General features: G+C 48.3%; 14 protein-coding genes. 3 read left to right on the top strand and 11 right to left on the bottom strand.

Annotated elements, in window-relative coordinates; genetic code table 11:
• Positions 1-10: 10 nt before the first annotated feature.
• The 3 genes from DVO77_RS11975 to DVO77_RS11965 all read right to left on the bottom strand — a co-directional run bounded on the left by DVO77_RS11975 (position 11) and on the right by DVO77_RS11965 (position 2,774).
• The gene (locus DVO77_RS11975; RefSeq protein WP_239473201.1) at positions 11-586 is read right to left on the bottom strand and encodes a TIGR04211 family SH3 domain-containing protein; all 576 of its coding nucleotides are present in this window, start codon (positions 584-586) and stop codon (positions 11-13) included.
• A gap of 214 nt (positions 587-800) precedes the next feature.
• Positions 801-2,069 (bottom strand): inorganic phosphate transporter, encoded by a 1,269-nt coding sequence (locus DVO77_RS11970; protein ID WP_119978492.1) that lies wholly within the window; start codon positions 2,067-2,069, stop codon positions 801-803.
• 24 nt (positions 2,070-2,093) lie between these two features.
• Positions 2,094-2,774 carry a TIGR00153 family protein gene (locus DVO77_RS11965; RefSeq protein ID WP_110455915.1) on the bottom strand — a complete coding sequence of 227 codons (681 nt, stop codon included), beginning with the start codon at positions 2,772-2,774 and terminating at the stop codon, positions 2,094-2,096.
• Between the two features lie 253 nt (positions 2,775-3,027).
• Here DVO77_RS11965 and DVO77_RS11960 point away from each other — a divergent pair, with 253 nt between their 5' ends.
• On the top strand, positions 3,028-4,512 hold the full coding sequence (locus DVO77_RS11960; RefSeq protein WP_119978491.1) for a CYTH domain-containing protein: 1,485 nt from the start codon (positions 3,028-3,030) through the stop codon (positions 4,510-4,512).
• 174 nt (positions 4,513-4,686) lie between these two features.
• Here the strand turns inward: DVO77_RS11960 and DVO77_RS11955 are convergent, their stop codons facing one another.
• The 8 genes from DVO77_RS11955 to DVO77_RS11920 form a co-directional block, all read right to left on the bottom strand.
• Entirely contained in the window at positions 4,687-5,499 is an 813-nt protein-coding gene (locus tag DVO77_RS11955; protein ID WP_119978490.1) for an ion transporter, read from the bottom strand.
• 67 nt (positions 5,500-5,566) lie between these two features.
• Positions 5,567-5,899 (bottom strand): hypothetical protein, encoded by a 333-nt coding sequence (locus tag DVO77_RS11950; RefSeq protein WP_110455918.1) that lies wholly within the window; start codon positions 5,897-5,899, stop codon positions 5,567-5,569.
• 66 nt (positions 5,900-5,965) lie between these two features.
• Positions 5,966-6,610 carry a DUF4178 domain-containing protein gene (locus DVO77_RS11945; protein ID WP_119978489.1) on the bottom strand — a complete coding sequence of 215 codons (645 nt, stop codon included), beginning with the start codon at positions 6,608-6,610 and terminating at the stop codon, positions 5,966-5,968.
• An 81-nt stretch (positions 6,611-6,691) separates the two neighbouring features.
• Complete coding sequence (locus tag DVO77_RS11940; protein ID WP_110455920.1) at positions 6,692-7,378, bottom strand: PspA/IM30 family protein; 687 nt, start codon at positions 7,376-7,378, stop codon at positions 6,692-6,694.
• A gap of 82 nt (positions 7,379-7,460) precedes the next feature.
• The gene (locus DVO77_RS11935) at positions 7,461-7,874 is read right to left on the bottom strand and encodes a YjfI family protein (RefSeq protein WP_110455921.1); all 414 of its coding nucleotides are present in this window, start codon (positions 7,872-7,874) and stop codon (positions 7,461-7,463) included.
• 77 nt (positions 7,875-7,951) lie between these two features.
• A complete protein-coding gene (locus DVO77_RS11930) occupies positions 7,952-9,679 on the bottom strand; it encodes a polyamine aminopropyltransferase (protein ID WP_119978488.1) in 1,728 nt (575 codons plus the stop codon).
• A 24-nt stretch (positions 9,680-9,703) separates the two neighbouring features.
• The gene (locus DVO77_RS11925) at positions 9,704-10,603 is read right to left on the bottom strand and encodes a DUF350 domain-containing protein (protein WP_110455923.1); all 900 of its coding nucleotides are present in this window, start codon (positions 10,601-10,603) and stop codon (positions 9,704-9,706) included.
• A gap of 11 nt (positions 10,604-10,614) precedes the next feature.
• Complete coding sequence (locus tag DVO77_RS11920; RefSeq protein ID WP_110455924.1) at positions 10,615-11,568, bottom strand: hypothetical protein; 954 nt, start codon at positions 11,566-11,568, stop codon at positions 10,615-10,617.
• A gap of 240 nt (positions 11,569-11,808) precedes the next feature.
• Between DVO77_RS11920 and glnE the strand changes: the two genes are divergently transcribed.
• Both glnE and DVO77_RS11910 read left to right on the top strand, forming a co-directional pair.
• A complete protein-coding gene (gene glnE, locus DVO77_RS11915; RefSeq protein WP_119978487.1) occupies positions 11,809-14,679 on the top strand; it encodes a bifunctional [glutamate--ammonia ligase]-adenylyl-L-tyrosine phosphorylase/[glutamate--ammonia-ligase] adenylyltransferase in 2,871 nt (956 codons plus the stop codon).
• 139 nt (positions 14,680-14,818) lie between these two features.
• Positions 14,819-15,514 (top strand): substrate-binding periplasmic protein, encoded by a 696-nt coding sequence (locus DVO77_RS11910; protein WP_249038162.1) that lies wholly within the window; start codon positions 14,819-14,821, stop codon positions 15,512-15,514.

Raw genomic sequence — 15,514 nt, 5'->3', positions numbered from 1 at the left:
GCGGTCGTTATTACCAGCGATTTTTTTGGCGACGACGGGGTCTTGGTAGGTAAGCGATGATCACCCCAAGAATTAAACCGATACCCGCAATCATACCGCCTTGCTTGAGTTGCTCGAAACGCTCGTTATTTTGAATCTTTGCTAGCTCACGTGTGGCGCTATCGCGCTCGCTGCTGGCTTCGGCGAGCGCCTGCTCACTGGTGGCAAGTTGAGAGCGAAGTTGGCGGATAAGCTGAGTACTATTACTGCTTTCATTGGTCAAGGTATCGAGCTCGGACTGTACCTGTGCCAGCTTGGCTTCCACCTCGGGTAGCTGCACGCGAAAGCTCTTGCTGCTGGTGACAAGATTAGCATCGACCCAGCCTTCACGGCCTTTGTGGTCGATAATTTTAACATAGTCTCCTTGGGTCTCACCTAGGTAAGTGATGGCTTGTCCTGCCTCGACGCTACCTAAAATACGGAACTGAGTACCCGGCCCGCCATGAAGGAAGGTGTAGACATTATCCGAAATATAACGGGTCTGCTCAGCTGCCAAAAGAGTGGTTGACAGCAACATCAATGCAACGATAGATAGGAGTCTTAACACTTTGAGTTCTCTTCAACGAAATATTGCCACATGCTAGGGATTTAACGGCCTTTTTGCAAGGGGTAGCATGGCTGATATTTTATCAAATGATGATAGAGATCAGCGATAAGCTATCGTTATGGGCCGTGTCAATAGCCTATCTTGTTCTGTCGCGCCCATAAAAAAGGAAGCCTTAAGGCTTCCTTTTAATGCTTCTACTTATACTATCAAGGTGTTAGTTGAAAATACCCTTAATGGTAAAGAAGAAGATGATCGATAGGCCAGCACCTGCAGGTAAAGTGACCACCCAAGATACCACTATGTTACGTACCACGCCGATATTGATAGCGGCAATACCACGCGCCATGCCGACGCCTAATACCGCACCCACCAAGGTTTGTGTGGTAGAGATAGGTAAGCCGGTACCCGAGGCGATAACCACGGTAGAAGCGGCTGCTAGCTCGGCGGCAAAGCCACGGCTTGGGGTAAGATGAGTAATATTTTTACCAATGGTTTGCATGACGCGCTTACCAAAGATAGCCAGACCCATCACAATACCCACAGCGCCTAAAGGCAGGATCCACCATACCAATGGAGCTTTGCTGCTGATCTCGCCGCCACTGTTAACGACAGAAACAACGGCTGCCAGTGGGCCAATGGCGTTAGCTACGTCATTAGAGCCGTGCGCAAATGCCATACAACATGCGGTAACCACCATCAAGATGGCGAACACTTTCTCAACGTTACCAAACTGGGTTTGACGATCGGCTTTATCGCTCATCTTGAGGCGTTTAATCGCAACCATACCGCCAAGTCCAACAAGGATGGCAATGCCTATGGCTAATACATAGGACTCAAGATCGGTAAAGTGTAAACCAACGTGTTTTAGCCCTTTCTTGATGGTCACAAGTGACATTACAAAACCAGCTAACCCCATGTAGAACGGCACATAGCGTTTAGCATTTTCAAGTGGATTTTCGGTGTTGAAAATCAGCTTCTGTACGCTTTGGAATATCATGAAGGCAATAAAGCCCGAAATGGCTGGCGTGACTACCCATGAGCCAACAATGCCAAACACTTTGCCCCAAGCCACTGAGTCGGCACCCACTCCGACCGAGGCAAAACCAACAATCGCGCCCACAATGGAGTGAGTCGTCGATACTGGCCATCCTAATGCAGAGGCCACTACTAACCAGATACCTGCGGCTAATAGCGCCGCAATCATGCCGTAAACCAATAACTCTGGTGAGTCGACAAAATACGCTGAATCGATGATCCCTTTTCGAATCGTGCTGGTAACTTCACCGCCGGCAAGATAAGCGCCAGCGAATTCGAAGATCATCGCAATAATGATCGCTTGTTTAATGGTGATCGCGTTTGAACCTACAGAGGTTCCCATTGCATTGGCGACATCGTTTGCGCCGATACCCCACGCCATTAAAAATCCAAATGCGGCCGCAATAGCAATAAGCCATGGGCCGTTGGTGACTAATACATCAACCATGTTGATACCTTGATAACTTGTTTTTTAGACGCGAGCTAACATTAGCTCTAAGCGAGAACCGACGCGCTCAGCAAGATCTGCTAAGTCACCAACCCACTCAATTATCTTATAAAGGAACATCACATCGATAGGATTTAGCTCGTTTTCAATGCTAAATAACTGGCGACGGATTTTGATTTGTAGATCATCGGTGTCCTCTTCAATTTGGTCGAGTTCACTGATCATCTTAGCGACAAGATCGACTTCACGCCCACGAAAACCTGTTTCTAGTAGGTCGTCGAGTTCGTTAATGGCTTCCTTAGCCTGCACAACAGCATCAATGCAGCGTTGTAAATAGGCGGTGAAGGGTTCTTGTATAGCTGCGGGGACAAGTAGTTGACGGCCAATGACGCGGCCTGAAATGTCTTTCGCCTTATTAGCGATCTTATCTTGCTGGGTAAGTAGCTCCAGTAAGTCGGTTCGTTCAACTGGCATAAACAGGCCACCAGGAAGAGTCAGACGGATCTCTCTTTTAAGATCATCCGCTTCACGCTCCGCTTGGCTAATTTGCTTACGAAGTTGAACTGCTTTGTCCCAGTCACCTGCGACAGTTGCTTCAAAAAATGGTACAAGTATCGACGCACAGTAGTGCACTTTATCGATATGTTCTTGTAACGGTTTGATTGGCGATTTTGCAAACACGCCCAAAATAGAGTTTACTGGCATTGCCGTGTACCTATTTAGGTTATTCCACTGTTGGAAAATGCGGGCGCATGTTAACCCAAGCGTCCACGTATTGAAACTGTGTTTTTATATAAAAACTGACAGTTTTTATTCTAACGAGTTATATAGAAACTGCAAAGCGTAATCCTAAAGTGCTTTTGTGACAGCAATATTACATTATGACGTTTTCATTAAATAATAATGAAAGCTGCATTACAGAATCGAATTTATTAATCAAAAAGTGAGCAATTGGCGAATGGCAGCCGAAATAGAACTTAAACTGTTTTTCCCGAAAAGTGCACGAGAAGCCTTGATATCACTGCTAAACAGTTTACCTCATAGTGAGTCAAAAGGCGTAAAACATCTCAGTAATAGTTATTTTGATACCCCAGACTTACAGCTGCGGCAATGGGACATGGGGCTGCGTATTCGCGGTTGCGATGGCCATTATGAGCAGACCATCAAGACCGCCGGCAGTGTCGAAGGCGGAGTGCATTCCCGTCCCGAATACAATATTGATATCGATCAACCTAAGGTCGATTTATCACGCTTTCCGTCTAAAATTTGGCCGCTAGGTGCTGACATAGATAAAGTGCAGCGCCGATTAACTTCGTTATTTGATACCGATTTTAGCCGGATGATTTGGCATATTTATCTACAAGATAGCTTAGTCGAGGTGGCTTTAGATATCGGCACCGTTTGTGCCAATGGTGTCAGCGAACCTATATGTGAAATTGAGTTTGAGCTGCTTGCTGGCCAAACGCAGGCGTTATTGATACTGGGCGAGCAAGTGACCAAGCAGATCCCCGCGCGTTTGGGACGAGCCAGCAAGGCGCAGCGAGGCTATTGCTTGGCCGCCATGGCGAGCCCACCACCACTTGAACCACTCGATGTTATCGCGTTAGGTGATAATGCGACGCCAAAACAGGCATTATTAACTGTGCTTAGTATCGGACTGGAGCGTTGGCAATTGCTCGAAGCCTTGGTGTTAGAGTCCAGCGAGAGTGTTGAGCAGTCAGAGCTGGCATATCGGCTGCGCGCTTGTATCAGGCTGCTGCGCTCTACTTTGATGCAATTTGGTCTGTTAGATGAGTCCTTATTACAGGCTTTTTCGCGCCTAGAGCAACATCTGGCCCCGGTTGATCTTAGTTTGGGTTACCGCACTCTATTAACTCAAAGGGCCACCTTGTTAACGACTTTGCCGCAAGTGGAGGCGGTTGAGCCGTTAATCACCGAGGCTTTAGCTGCACTGGATTTACCCAGTATGATGCAAACCATGTTGGCTGATAACGCCTATGGTCACTTGCAGCTCAAGTTGGTTAACTTGTTATTTGCCTGTCGAGAGGGCTTATTGCCACTTAATCTCTCGTCTGAGCTGGTGCAATTTGCCAATCACCAGTTAGAAGATTCATGGCGGCAAATGTGTACTATGATGTCAGCCGAGCGCACATGGAACTGTGATGACTTGCTTTCGCTGGGTAAGGCATTAGAGGAGAGTCACTTAGTGGGTATCGCGTATGGTGACTTGTATCGCGTCAAACTAAGATCGCTATTTTGCGCCCCTTGGAATGACTTAGCACAAGGGGTTCGCACCTTATATGCTTATCAATGTTTAGCCAAGCTGGCGACAGCGAAAGGGATTGCGCTTCAACCTTGGCTCGATTCTCAGCAACAGAGTTTATTGGTCGCGATGGAGCATTCGCGCCGCTCGGCGCTGAAGGCCACGCCTTTCTGGCGTTAAATTAGCGCTTAAGGCTCGGTGCCTTTTTCACGGCATCGAGCCGAAGTTAGCTCAAATAGGGGGAAGCTTTATGGTTTAGCCCTGATATGCCTTAGTGCTAACACGACTTAGTTTTGAAGCGTAACCCATTGCTCGGCGTGAACAGTCAATGACGGTGTTATGGGCGGGATTAACTTACTCGAGCGATTTACCTTGTTTGAGTTGTTGTTTGAGTTGTTGTTTTAGTTCTGTAACTTCTTGCAGTAATGTGGCTTGGTTTTGCTCCATTCGGTGCAGGACATGATGAAGATCGCTACGAATTTCTTCGCTCTGAGTATCTAATTTTTCTGACTCATCGGGAGCGATAAAAATCGAGGCCATATAGCCTGATATCACCCCGAAAAAGCTCACACCACACACTATGACTATGCCGCCGATAACATGGCCAATGGTGGTGACCGGGTAATGGTCGCCATAACCTACGGTAGAAATGGTTACCAGCGCCCACCAAATCGCCTCTTCAGCGGTATGGATATTCGACCCAGGCTCGCCACTTTCTACAATTAATATTAATACTGAGGCGAAGGTGAGTAAGGTGACCAAAGCCACGAGTAAGCTTGCCAGCGTGGCCTGTCGTCGCTGTTTCATCATAGGCACAATGATTGAGCGGGTCATTCTAAGTAGACGAATAACCCGTAAGATTTGGAATAACCTTGCCATGCGCAGAGGCTCAATCGCCGGAATGCTAGCAACAAGATCGATCCAATTGTGTTTGATATAGTGACGTTTATCGTCGGCGCGAAACAGATTGATGAAGAAATAACTGATAAAGATGGTGCAGATACTGGCATCGACAAATAATAATAGCCGGCGGGTTTCAGTGTCGAGCTTGGCAAAGGTGAGCATCAATACCACGACAACGGAAATCAATGATAGCGCCATCATGGCTAGCTGAAACGGGGATGGGGCCTGCTCCATTGGCGGTAACCAACGTTTTTTCTCTGCCATAAAATGGCTCCCTAAACGGGACGCGGGTTAATCCCGCGCCCCTTTATTTTATATTTGAGCCACAATCTTATTCGTTTTCTCCAACAAAATGAACCAAGTCGTCCAATACCCGGCGTTTTATTTCCAGCTGTTCGCTGGGTGGCACGTTGTATTTTTGCGCCAATAATTGGTAATCATCTAGGCTGAGGGATACCGTTAGCCTTGGGCGTTTGGGACGCTTAGTGACCGATAATCCTAAGATAGAGCGAATTTGATCCGAGGGGCTGACCCCAGCATCCAGCGCCGCTTTTCGAATGGAGTATTGAAACTTTTCATCAAGGTCGAATGCGACTTGCGTGGCCTTGGCGGCCTTTTGATTTTGTAACCACTGCTCCGGGAGCGGTTGTTTAACTTTACTCATTTTTGGTTACCTCAGCTTGATGCGGTAAGCCGCTTAGGGTTAATTGGATCACCGCGACAATCCCTATCACTTTCCTGGCCAGTACTCGCGAATGTCACTCAGTGGGCGATATAGGGTCAGCATGACGTCGGTATCGCCGCCTTCATAGACTTCCACTTCAATGCCATAACGTTCGTCATCGTCAAGCAGTTGATACAGCTCAAATGGCTCACCACTGTTAGTGCCTTCATCTTGAGGGGGGGTCATACCGCGATAATCTTGGCGATGGAAATAACCAAATTGAGCAAAGTTAATCTGATGATATTGGCTGCCTAACCAAGCGCTAAGTGATTCAGGAACTGTGGGCAATATGGTCAGACTTGCCTGAACATCTTCTTCAAAAATATCGCTAAATTGGTCAAGATCGACAATCTGTTCGACTTGGCTGCGGGTGATTTTTAGGGCGAAACACAGATGGGTTTCATCATCTTCATCGAGCGATAAAAATAGGGTGTCATTACCATGACCTTTTAACACCCACTCGGTCGATTGTCGACGTTCAAATTCATAGGTGTTGACCGCTTCGACCCGCAGTTGTTGGCCGCGTAGCTGCTCGGGTAGCGCGAAGCTATCATCGAGGGTGATCATATCGCCAAGTTGGAGCTGATTGGGGTGGCTTAGTTGACGTGGCGGTGGGGCTTTTTTACCAAAAAGCCCTTTTAAGAATCCCATGTGATACTCCTAGCACTAACGTAAATGGCTAAAAGCACCTCGAGGGAAAACCTTGAGGTGCTTTGAGCAAAGTAACATCGATTACTTGCGGGCTTTGAGGCGTTCGAGCACCGCATTGGCATTGGATTTTTGTTCGCCAATGCCTGCTTCGGCTAACTTTGATTGCAGCGACTTATCACTGTTCTCTTCGGCTAAGGTTTCCGAGGCCTTTAAGCGATCGTCAAACTGTTGTTGACGTGCTTTGATGCGCTCTAGTGAATCTTTAGCGTTCAGCAGTTTTGAGTTGCTGCTGGCAAATGAATCAGTAATGGTTGCCGTGGCTTTTTGCACGCTCTCAGTGGTTTTAACCATGCTCAGTTGGCGCTGATAATCTGCCAGCTGACGTTCGGTTTTACGCACCAACTCTTTGAGTCGAATCGCATGAGCGCTAAAGCTGTCGTTAGCCGATTGCTGCTCGGCAAGCTCTTGGTCTAGTTGGGCTATTTTCTCTGCCACTTCTAGCGCCAAGGTTTCATTGCCTTTTTCTAATGCCTGAGTGGCATAGCCTTCATGCTCGGCGATGGCACGTTTTAGGCGGTCGATTTCACGGCTGGCCTGCATCTCTTTAGCCATCACGTCGGTTAGCTCACGCTTGGCCTTGGTGAGGTGCTTTTCAGCATCGCGGATCTCTTGTTCAAAAATACGCGTGGAGTTGGCATCAACAATACTTTGGCCTACTTCGGTCGCGCCGCCGCGAAACGCGGTTAAAATCTTATTTAGAATACCCATAATGAGACTCCTCTACAGTATAACCGTGCGCTAAAAACCGGATGTCTCGCCCACAGTTACCATAATTTAATTTGGTCTGAATCTAGTTTAAGAACTCGCTGAGTTCATCGATCACTTCTAAGCAGTTATCTGACAGTACCGATAACTCCTGTTCAATCTCTTTCATGCTCGAATTGACCGACAGTGCCCCGTACACCACATATTTGTCGTCAATTTTGGCAAAAGAGGACAGTGGCATTGGAATATTAAGCTCTAGCATGGTTTCGAACATCTGACTGCGACGCTCAGGTTTTACTTCATCTTCGCCCCACAGGTAGCTGATGCATAACACCTGATTCTCCGTGACTGACACAAATAACGGTATCTCTTCACGCCCAACAATATTGACTTGTAACACCTCGACATCACCGTCAATGGGATAGCAATCGAACTGAAAGCCTGTGTGGCTATTGTCGCCAAGATCATTGAGGTGGTTGGCAATTTGGTGAATGTTCATAGTTGTCCTCTTTGACATATTATGTCTGCGGTTAAAGATAGCACTGAGACATAATATGTCAAGTGCTATTTTACGATTCAAAATAGGGTTAGATTTTCATTTTCAGACCAAGCTTGTTGATGATACTGATACAGCTGCATTGAGCCAATATCATTCACTTTCACCTCATCGGCGTCTTGATAGTAGTTGCCCGGAAACTCGAATGCCCCCTTGATCAGCCCAGGCGTTAACCAATCTTCGGCTATCGATAACTGGGTCAGGGGTTGCAAGCGCTCACGTGGCGCTTTGCCCGCTAAGGTGGCGATACTCCAGCCCCACTCGCCAAAACTGGGCACATTATGATGATATTGCTGCATATTAAACCCAGCACTGGCGAGGGTTTTGCCCACGGAGATGAAGGCCTTTGGCGCATGGTAGGGTGAGGTCGACTGCACCGTAATCGCGCCGTCAGCGCTTAGTAGCTCTTTGAGTTTAAGGTAAAACATGTCGGAGTAGAGTTTATTCAGATCCGGGTGACTGGGATCGGGCAGGTCGACAATAATGGCATCAAATTTATCGCCGCGGCGGATCAGTTTATCGGCGCCATTAAAAGCGTCATCGAAGACAAGCTCTACTCGTTTATCGTTAAGCGCATCATCATTGAGCTTAAGTAGGGCGTGACGCAGGCGCGTCGGCATGGTGTCATCGGGGTTTTTAAATAATGCCACTAAGTCCGCATCCAGATCCATAAGCGTCACCTGCTGCGGCTGCCACTTGAGGACTTGGCGCAAGCCTAAGCCATCGCCGCCGCCAATGATCAGTACCTTATCATGGCGCGCACTGGCTTCGAGGGTTGGATGGACTAAAAACGCATGGTAGATATGCTCATCCTGGCTAGAAAACTGCAACCGACCATTGATGTAGAGCGAATACACCGCAGGCAGATCGTTTCCGCGTAAGCGTTCGGTGAAGGTAAGCTGTTGGAAGCGGGTCGCCTTGGCGTAGATCACTTTATCTTTGTAGAGCAAATTATTAAATTGTTGCTCCCACTGCGGACCATGGCTGGCGAGCAGGACCAACAAGCCGCTAGCGATTATATGGCCTGCGAGCAGTAATTTGGCGTGAGCGATATTATCCCAAAAGCGCCAAATAAAGATGAAGCCAGCGAGCAGGTTAAAGCTGGCGGTTAACGCTGCCGCGAGTTGAATATCGATGGCTAACATCAATGTTACCCAAATCGCCGCGCCAACCCCGGCGCCAATATAGTCGGCGCCATAAATGGTGCCTGCATTGTGTAGCAAATGGGCTTCACACAGGGACTGCCTGACTCTGGCGATCAGCGGGATCTCCATGCCGATCATCAAGCCCAGCAACACTCCCCAAAAATAGGGTAGGTACTCGCTTAATTTTTGCAGGCTGCCGATAAAGCCGCCTTGAGGCAGTTGATCGGGCGGCAGGCCGATAGTGTTAGCAATCAACATTGGCAGCTGCTGACCAAAGCCGATGACGGCGGCGGTGATTAAAATTGCCAAGGCGCCGCACAGAGCGACGCTGAGTTCTAAAATGGCAAAGCCAGTATAAGCGCAGCGAATTTTTCGCGCCGCAAAGGCGCCAATGCCCATGGAGACAATCATCAAGCCAATCATGGTGTAGATGGCGGCTTCTAATGCGCCGAGCACTCGCCCGGCATAGTGAGACAATAAATATTCGTAAATCAGACCGCAGCCAGCTAGCACGGCCATGATACCCAGTAACAGTAGATCGTCAAACCAGGTGAGTTTTTTGGCGCCAACCGAGGTTGGCGCAGTCGTGGGAGAAGAGTGCATTACATCCTTGCTGGTGCGATTAGGTTACACCATCAAACTGGTTAAAATAAGGGCGATAGCCACGCTAATGGCCAATTCAACGGTGGCGATCCCCACATTGTGTTGCAGCTCTACCTCTTCTGCCAAATTGATGTTAGCTAAGACTAACTTTTTCACCAAGGCTTGCAGCAAAGAGAGCGCCAGCAGCATGATCACCGAAAATACCAACCAGCCAATAATATTGTTGATATAGGCATCGGGGATAAAAATAATAAAGTGGCTGGCGGCATTAAAGCTCAGCGCCATCGCTAACATATAGCCGCTATGGCGAATGGCTAATGCAGTTTGGCCTTGGGCTAAAGCTTGTTGCATTGAGGCTTCTTGGTGGCGTTTAGCATAGCCTTTTTCACGGATGCGGGTGAGTAACACCAACATGAGTTGTGAAATGGCAAATGCACTAAAGATGGCGATAAAGGTATCTAAGGTCAGATCTTCAGCCCAAATCAGTACCGCGCGAATAATAATGGCTGTAGCGATGGCAGCGGTGGCATCGACAATTGCCACCGAAATATTGCCCTTAATGATGAGGGCATTTTTATCAATCTCGTTAAGGGCGATCTTATCGTGTAAAAAGCGCCCCAGTTTGATTAGCATTAAGCCGAAGATACCGTAGGCGCTCATGCCGATAGCTTCGACCCAATATGACTCGGCCGCCTCGCCTGTGATGGCGCCCGTTAGCACTATGCCTAAGCCTGCCACTGCGCCAGCAGTGCTAATGCCAAAGGCAAAATTATCGCGCTCAGACAGTTCATGGGTGCTGTTCACCTTAACGGTCCAGCCCTGTAGGTAGCGCATCGCCGTGAGGAGGATAATGGCGATAGCAAGATCGATCCCTAAAATGATGGCCAGTTCGGTGGTGATGCCGAAGTGTTGCAATATTGTCATCTTAATTTCCTTTATTTGCCCCGACGGACACCGCGTGTCGTGCGACTGCCTGAATTTCTAAAGTTGCTGTTTTTGGAGTAGTTAGAGCGAAATTTACTGCCACTGCTGCGCCCAGCTGTGCTGGCTTTAGGTGCACTGGCGCTTTGGCGTGACAAGCTGGTAGAGCCTGCTCGCGGCTTGGCATAGGGGCTGTCGAACTTTTTCCCCTGGGCATTAAACTGCTTCTTAGTTCGCTCAAAGGTTTGATTTTGCGCCTGAGCTTGTTTCGGTGACGTGTAACGGTAGCGGCCTACATCATTGTAATAGCTGTAGTTACGACGGCTCGACCAGCGGTCGTAATACACTGGGCCGCGTACCAGATTAGAGAACATGGCATACATGCCATACCAGGCCCAAAACGACATACCATCGGAGCCCGTTTGCCAATTACCATAGGCGGGGTTACCAACTAACTGACTGCCCGCGCCAAAATCTTCGGCACCATTAGCCAGCACAGCGGCTTCACGGCTGATGGCGTTGACCCGCGCCAAGGCGCCATCTGACATGTCGGCGACCACGTTAACTGGATCCGATAACATATCGTTAAATAGGCTGGGGTCGGCGGCTTGATAGAGGTTTTCTGCTTCGCTGAGTTGTTGATCCAGATCGACAAAGTTATTGCCATCACCAAGCTCGTTAAGGCGTCGTTGCAGCGAGGTATACATAGGCCCGGCTGACGTTGCATCTTTAGCTAACTCACGCAGTAGTGGAGCGAGATCGGTTTTTTGTCCTTCAAGTACCTCAACATACTGCCTGAGCAGGTTAGCATTTCGGATCTCACCTTTGTCGAGCATCTGACCAAGGTTAATAATGCGCTCTTGGGCGAGCTGTTGAAATTTTGCGATTTTTTCTGGCCTGTCATCACCACAGCCTGTTAAGGCCAGTAGTAAGGTCAGGGTGAGAATACGCATTAGCATTACTGCCATGTTTTCTCCATAAACATAAGGTTAGATTGCAACGGATAAAGGGTGAACCGTTGATCACTTCTTTGCATAATATAGCGACTAGTTGGGTTATAGTAACCCTTAAACGCGATCAATTTCGTCTCCTGTGGCCCTTTTATCACGCCACAGGGCTCGATAAGCCATATCGCACAAATTAACGCATATCTATATCATTCAAGACATATTATGTCGAATGTTTAAATGTTAGGGATTGTTTAGGCTATGGAAAATATCACGCATCACCCGTTACCCGCAGTGGTTAAGCAGGTTGCAGACTCGCAATGGCAACGCCTGACTGACGTTTGGCCTGATATGTCTGAGCAGTTAGGCGTGGAGCAAGAGGCGCAATTACGCCAGATGCTCGGTTTAAGTGATTTTGTCGCCGAGCAGTTATGCCGTCACCCTAATTGGATCATGTCGTTATTTGAAGGGCAATTAGTAAGCCTAGACCGTGCCGATTTCAGCAGCGAGTTAAACTCCTTGTTAGCGGGTGCTAGCGATGAAGAGCAGGTCAAAGCTATATTGCGCCGCTATCGCAATCGGCAAATGGTGCGTTTGGCCTGGCGTGACTTTCAAGGCTATGCCTCACTCAATGATGCCCTCCTCGATTTATCGGCGTTAGCCGAAGCACTCATTATTGCGGCGCGTGATTGGCTATATCAACAAATGTGCACGCAACATGGCACGCCATGCGATAGCGAAGGGGTTGCGCAGCCCTTGATGATTTTGGGTATGGGAAAGTTGGGGGGACGTGAGCTTAATTTCTCCTCCGATATCGATCTGATCTTCACCTTTCCCGAACATGGGGAAACCCGTGGTGGTCGGCGCGCCTTAGACAATCAACAATTTTTTATTCGTATGGGCCAGCGCTTAGTGAATTTACTTCACCAAGTGACGGTCGATGGCTTTGTTTATCGGGTCGATATGCGCCTGCGCCCCTATGGTGAGAGCGGCCCCTTGGTGGTCAGTTTTAGTGGCCTAGAAGATTATTACCAAGAGCAGGGACGTGACTGGGAGCGTTACGCCATGGTTAAAGCGCGTGCGCTGGGGCCATGGAACGCGTTTTCTGATGAGCTGCATGACATGTTACGCCCGTTTGTTTATCGCCGCTATTTAGATTTTTCGGCTATCGATTCACTGCGTAAGATGAAGCAGTTGATCAGCCAAGAGGTACGCCGCCGTAAGTTGACCGATAATATCAAGCTGGGCGCAGGTGGGATCCGCGAAGTGGAATTTGTGGTGCAAAGCTTTCAATTGATCCGTGGTGGCCGTGAGCCCGCATTGCGCCAGCAAAGTCTGTTTGCCGCTATCGATACCCTTTACAGCCTAGGGCAACTTGAATATTTGGCGGTCGATGAGTTGAAAAATAGCTATCAACTGTTAAGGCGTGTCGAAAACTTATTACAAGCCATTGGAGATCATCAAACTCAGACCTTACCTAGCAGCGAACTCGATTGGCAGCGTCTCTGTTTTGCCATGGGCATGGCTGATGAGGCCGAGCTTCGCAGCCATATCGATACGGCGATGAGTAAAATTCACCGTTATTTTAACGACACCGTCGGTGGGCAGGATACCGAAGAGATCTGCGAGCTGTGGACGCAACCGTTATGGAATGTGCAAGACGATGACGATGCGCACAGTTTGATGGAAGAGCAAAGCATTGCCGATCGCGCTTTATGGCCAGCATTAAAAAGTTGGCGCGAGACAGTCGCCAAGCGCACCATAGGCCCACGCGGACGAGATACATTAGACAAATTAATGCCTCTGCTGTTGCAGGAATTCACCCATCTTGCGGCGCCCTCGAAGGCCTTTACACCTGTCTCTAAGGTACTGGATCAAATTTTGACTCGTACCACCTATTTAGAGCTGTTGTTTGAAAATCCCGGCGCGCGCCAGCAATTGGTAAGCCTGTGTTTGGCCAGCCCATGGATTGCCCAGCAGTTAGCTAAATTTCCCATGTTGCTTGATGAGCTTATCGATCCATCGCAGCTGTATGACACCACATCGCTCGACGATTACCCCAGTGAATTACGCCAATATTTACTGCGGGTTCCCGAAGACGATATGGAGCAGCAAATGGAAGCCTTGCGGCAGTTTAAATTGTCGCAGCAATTAAAAATTGCCGCCGCCGATGTTACCGGTGTACTGCCTGTGATGCAGGTGAGCGATCATCTCACATTTTTGGCTGAGGCGATCATCGAGCAGGTGATTCAGCAGGCATGGCAACAAGTGGTGGCGCGCCATGGGGTGCCGCCCCACCTACAAGGCGATCAGATGGGTTTTGCCGTGATAGGTTATGGTAAAGCTGGTGGCATAGAACTTGGTTATGGTTCAGATCTCGATTTAGTGTTTTTGCATGACTATAGCCGTGAAAAATACCCACAGAGTAGCCAAACCAATGGTGATCGCCCTGTGGATATCGGCCACTTTTACTTAAAGCTGGCCCAGCGTGTGCTACATCTGTTTTCGACTCGAACCACCTCGGGTGAACTATACGAAGTGGATATGCGCCTGCGTCCCTCGGGAGCATCGGGTTTACTGGTGAGTGAAATTGAGTATTTTGGCCGTTATCAACAAGAGGAAGCTTGGACCTGGGAGCATCAAGCCTTAGTCCGTGCGCGATTCTTGTTTGGTGATAATGCCTTAGCGGTGCGTTTTAGTGAGCTGCGCCGCGACGTACTGGCCATGGCTCGCGACCATATTCAGCTGGCGAAAGAGGTGCGTGAAATGCGCCAGAAAATGCGCGACCATCTGCTGAAGGTCGAACCGGGTTATTTCGATTTAAAACAGAGCCCCGGCGGCATTGCCGATATTGAGTTTATCGCCCAATATCTGGTCTTAGCGCATACCCATACCCATCCAGAGTTAGCGACCTGGTCTGATAATGTCCGTATATTTGAGACGTTATCGGAACTTGAGCTGTTGCCGCATCTTAGTGCACAGCATTTAACTCAGGCCTATTGTTATCTTCGAGATGAGAGTCATCACCTAACACTGCAACAGCAGAGTGGCAAGCTCCCTATTGAATTGGTCGAGTCGCATACACAAGGTGTGGTCGATATTTATCAGCAGATCTTGGGGGGTGATGAGTAATAGGTTGCTTTTTTCTCAGTCTGCTACACTGAAATTTACCATTATCTAGCGGTATCTCTATGTGACCAGATTGCGCTTTGCGACTCTATTTACGGTTTGTTTATATTCTTGTATTGGGACAGTTACTTTCGCTAATAACTTGTCCCATCTCACTTATTTTACCGAATCTTATCCCCCTTATAACTATCGTGATAATTATCAACTGACAGGGATCGCTGTCGATCTGCTCGATGCCGCCGTGTCTAAATTTGAGACTGAATTTGACCCTAGCCAGATCCAGCTCGTGCCGTGGGCTCGAGGTTATAAACTGACAAGAATAGGCAAAGATACCGTGTTGTTTTCTATGACACGTACGGCTTATCGTGAGTCTACATTTGAGTGGGTAGGGCCTATTTCGGCTACTAGGATCGTGTTATTTGCGTCAAAGTCTAGGCAGCTGAAAATAACGCAACAGAGCCAGCTTAAGCAATATAATATCGGTGTTATTCGAGATGATATTGGCGAGCAATCACTGTTGGCCCTTGGCGTGAATAAAGACCAGATCCACAGGGCACATAACGCGCGTTACTTAGTAAAAATGCTTGAGTTAAAACGGATCGATTTATGGGCATATGATGAGTTAGTCGGTCGTTGGTTAATCAAACATGCTGGCTTAAATGCCGATGATTTTGAGGTGGTTTATACCCTCAAAGATAGTCAGCTTTATTATGCCTTTAGTAAGGATAGTGACCCAGTATTGCGCCAAAAGCTGCAGCAAGGTATAGATCAGGTGAAAAGCACTGTGCAAGCCAATGGATTAACCGAATATGAAAACATAGTCAGTAAATACCGTTAG

The sequence above is a fragment of the Shewanella algidipiscicola genome (genome assembly GCF_003605125.1).
GTDB classification, from domain to species: domain Bacteria; phylum Pseudomonadota; class Gammaproteobacteria; order Enterobacterales; family Shewanellaceae; genus Shewanella; species Shewanella algidipiscicola.
The sequence above is the reverse complement of the archived record's forward strand: the minus strand, read 5'-3'. Positions and strand labels throughout refer to the sequence as shown.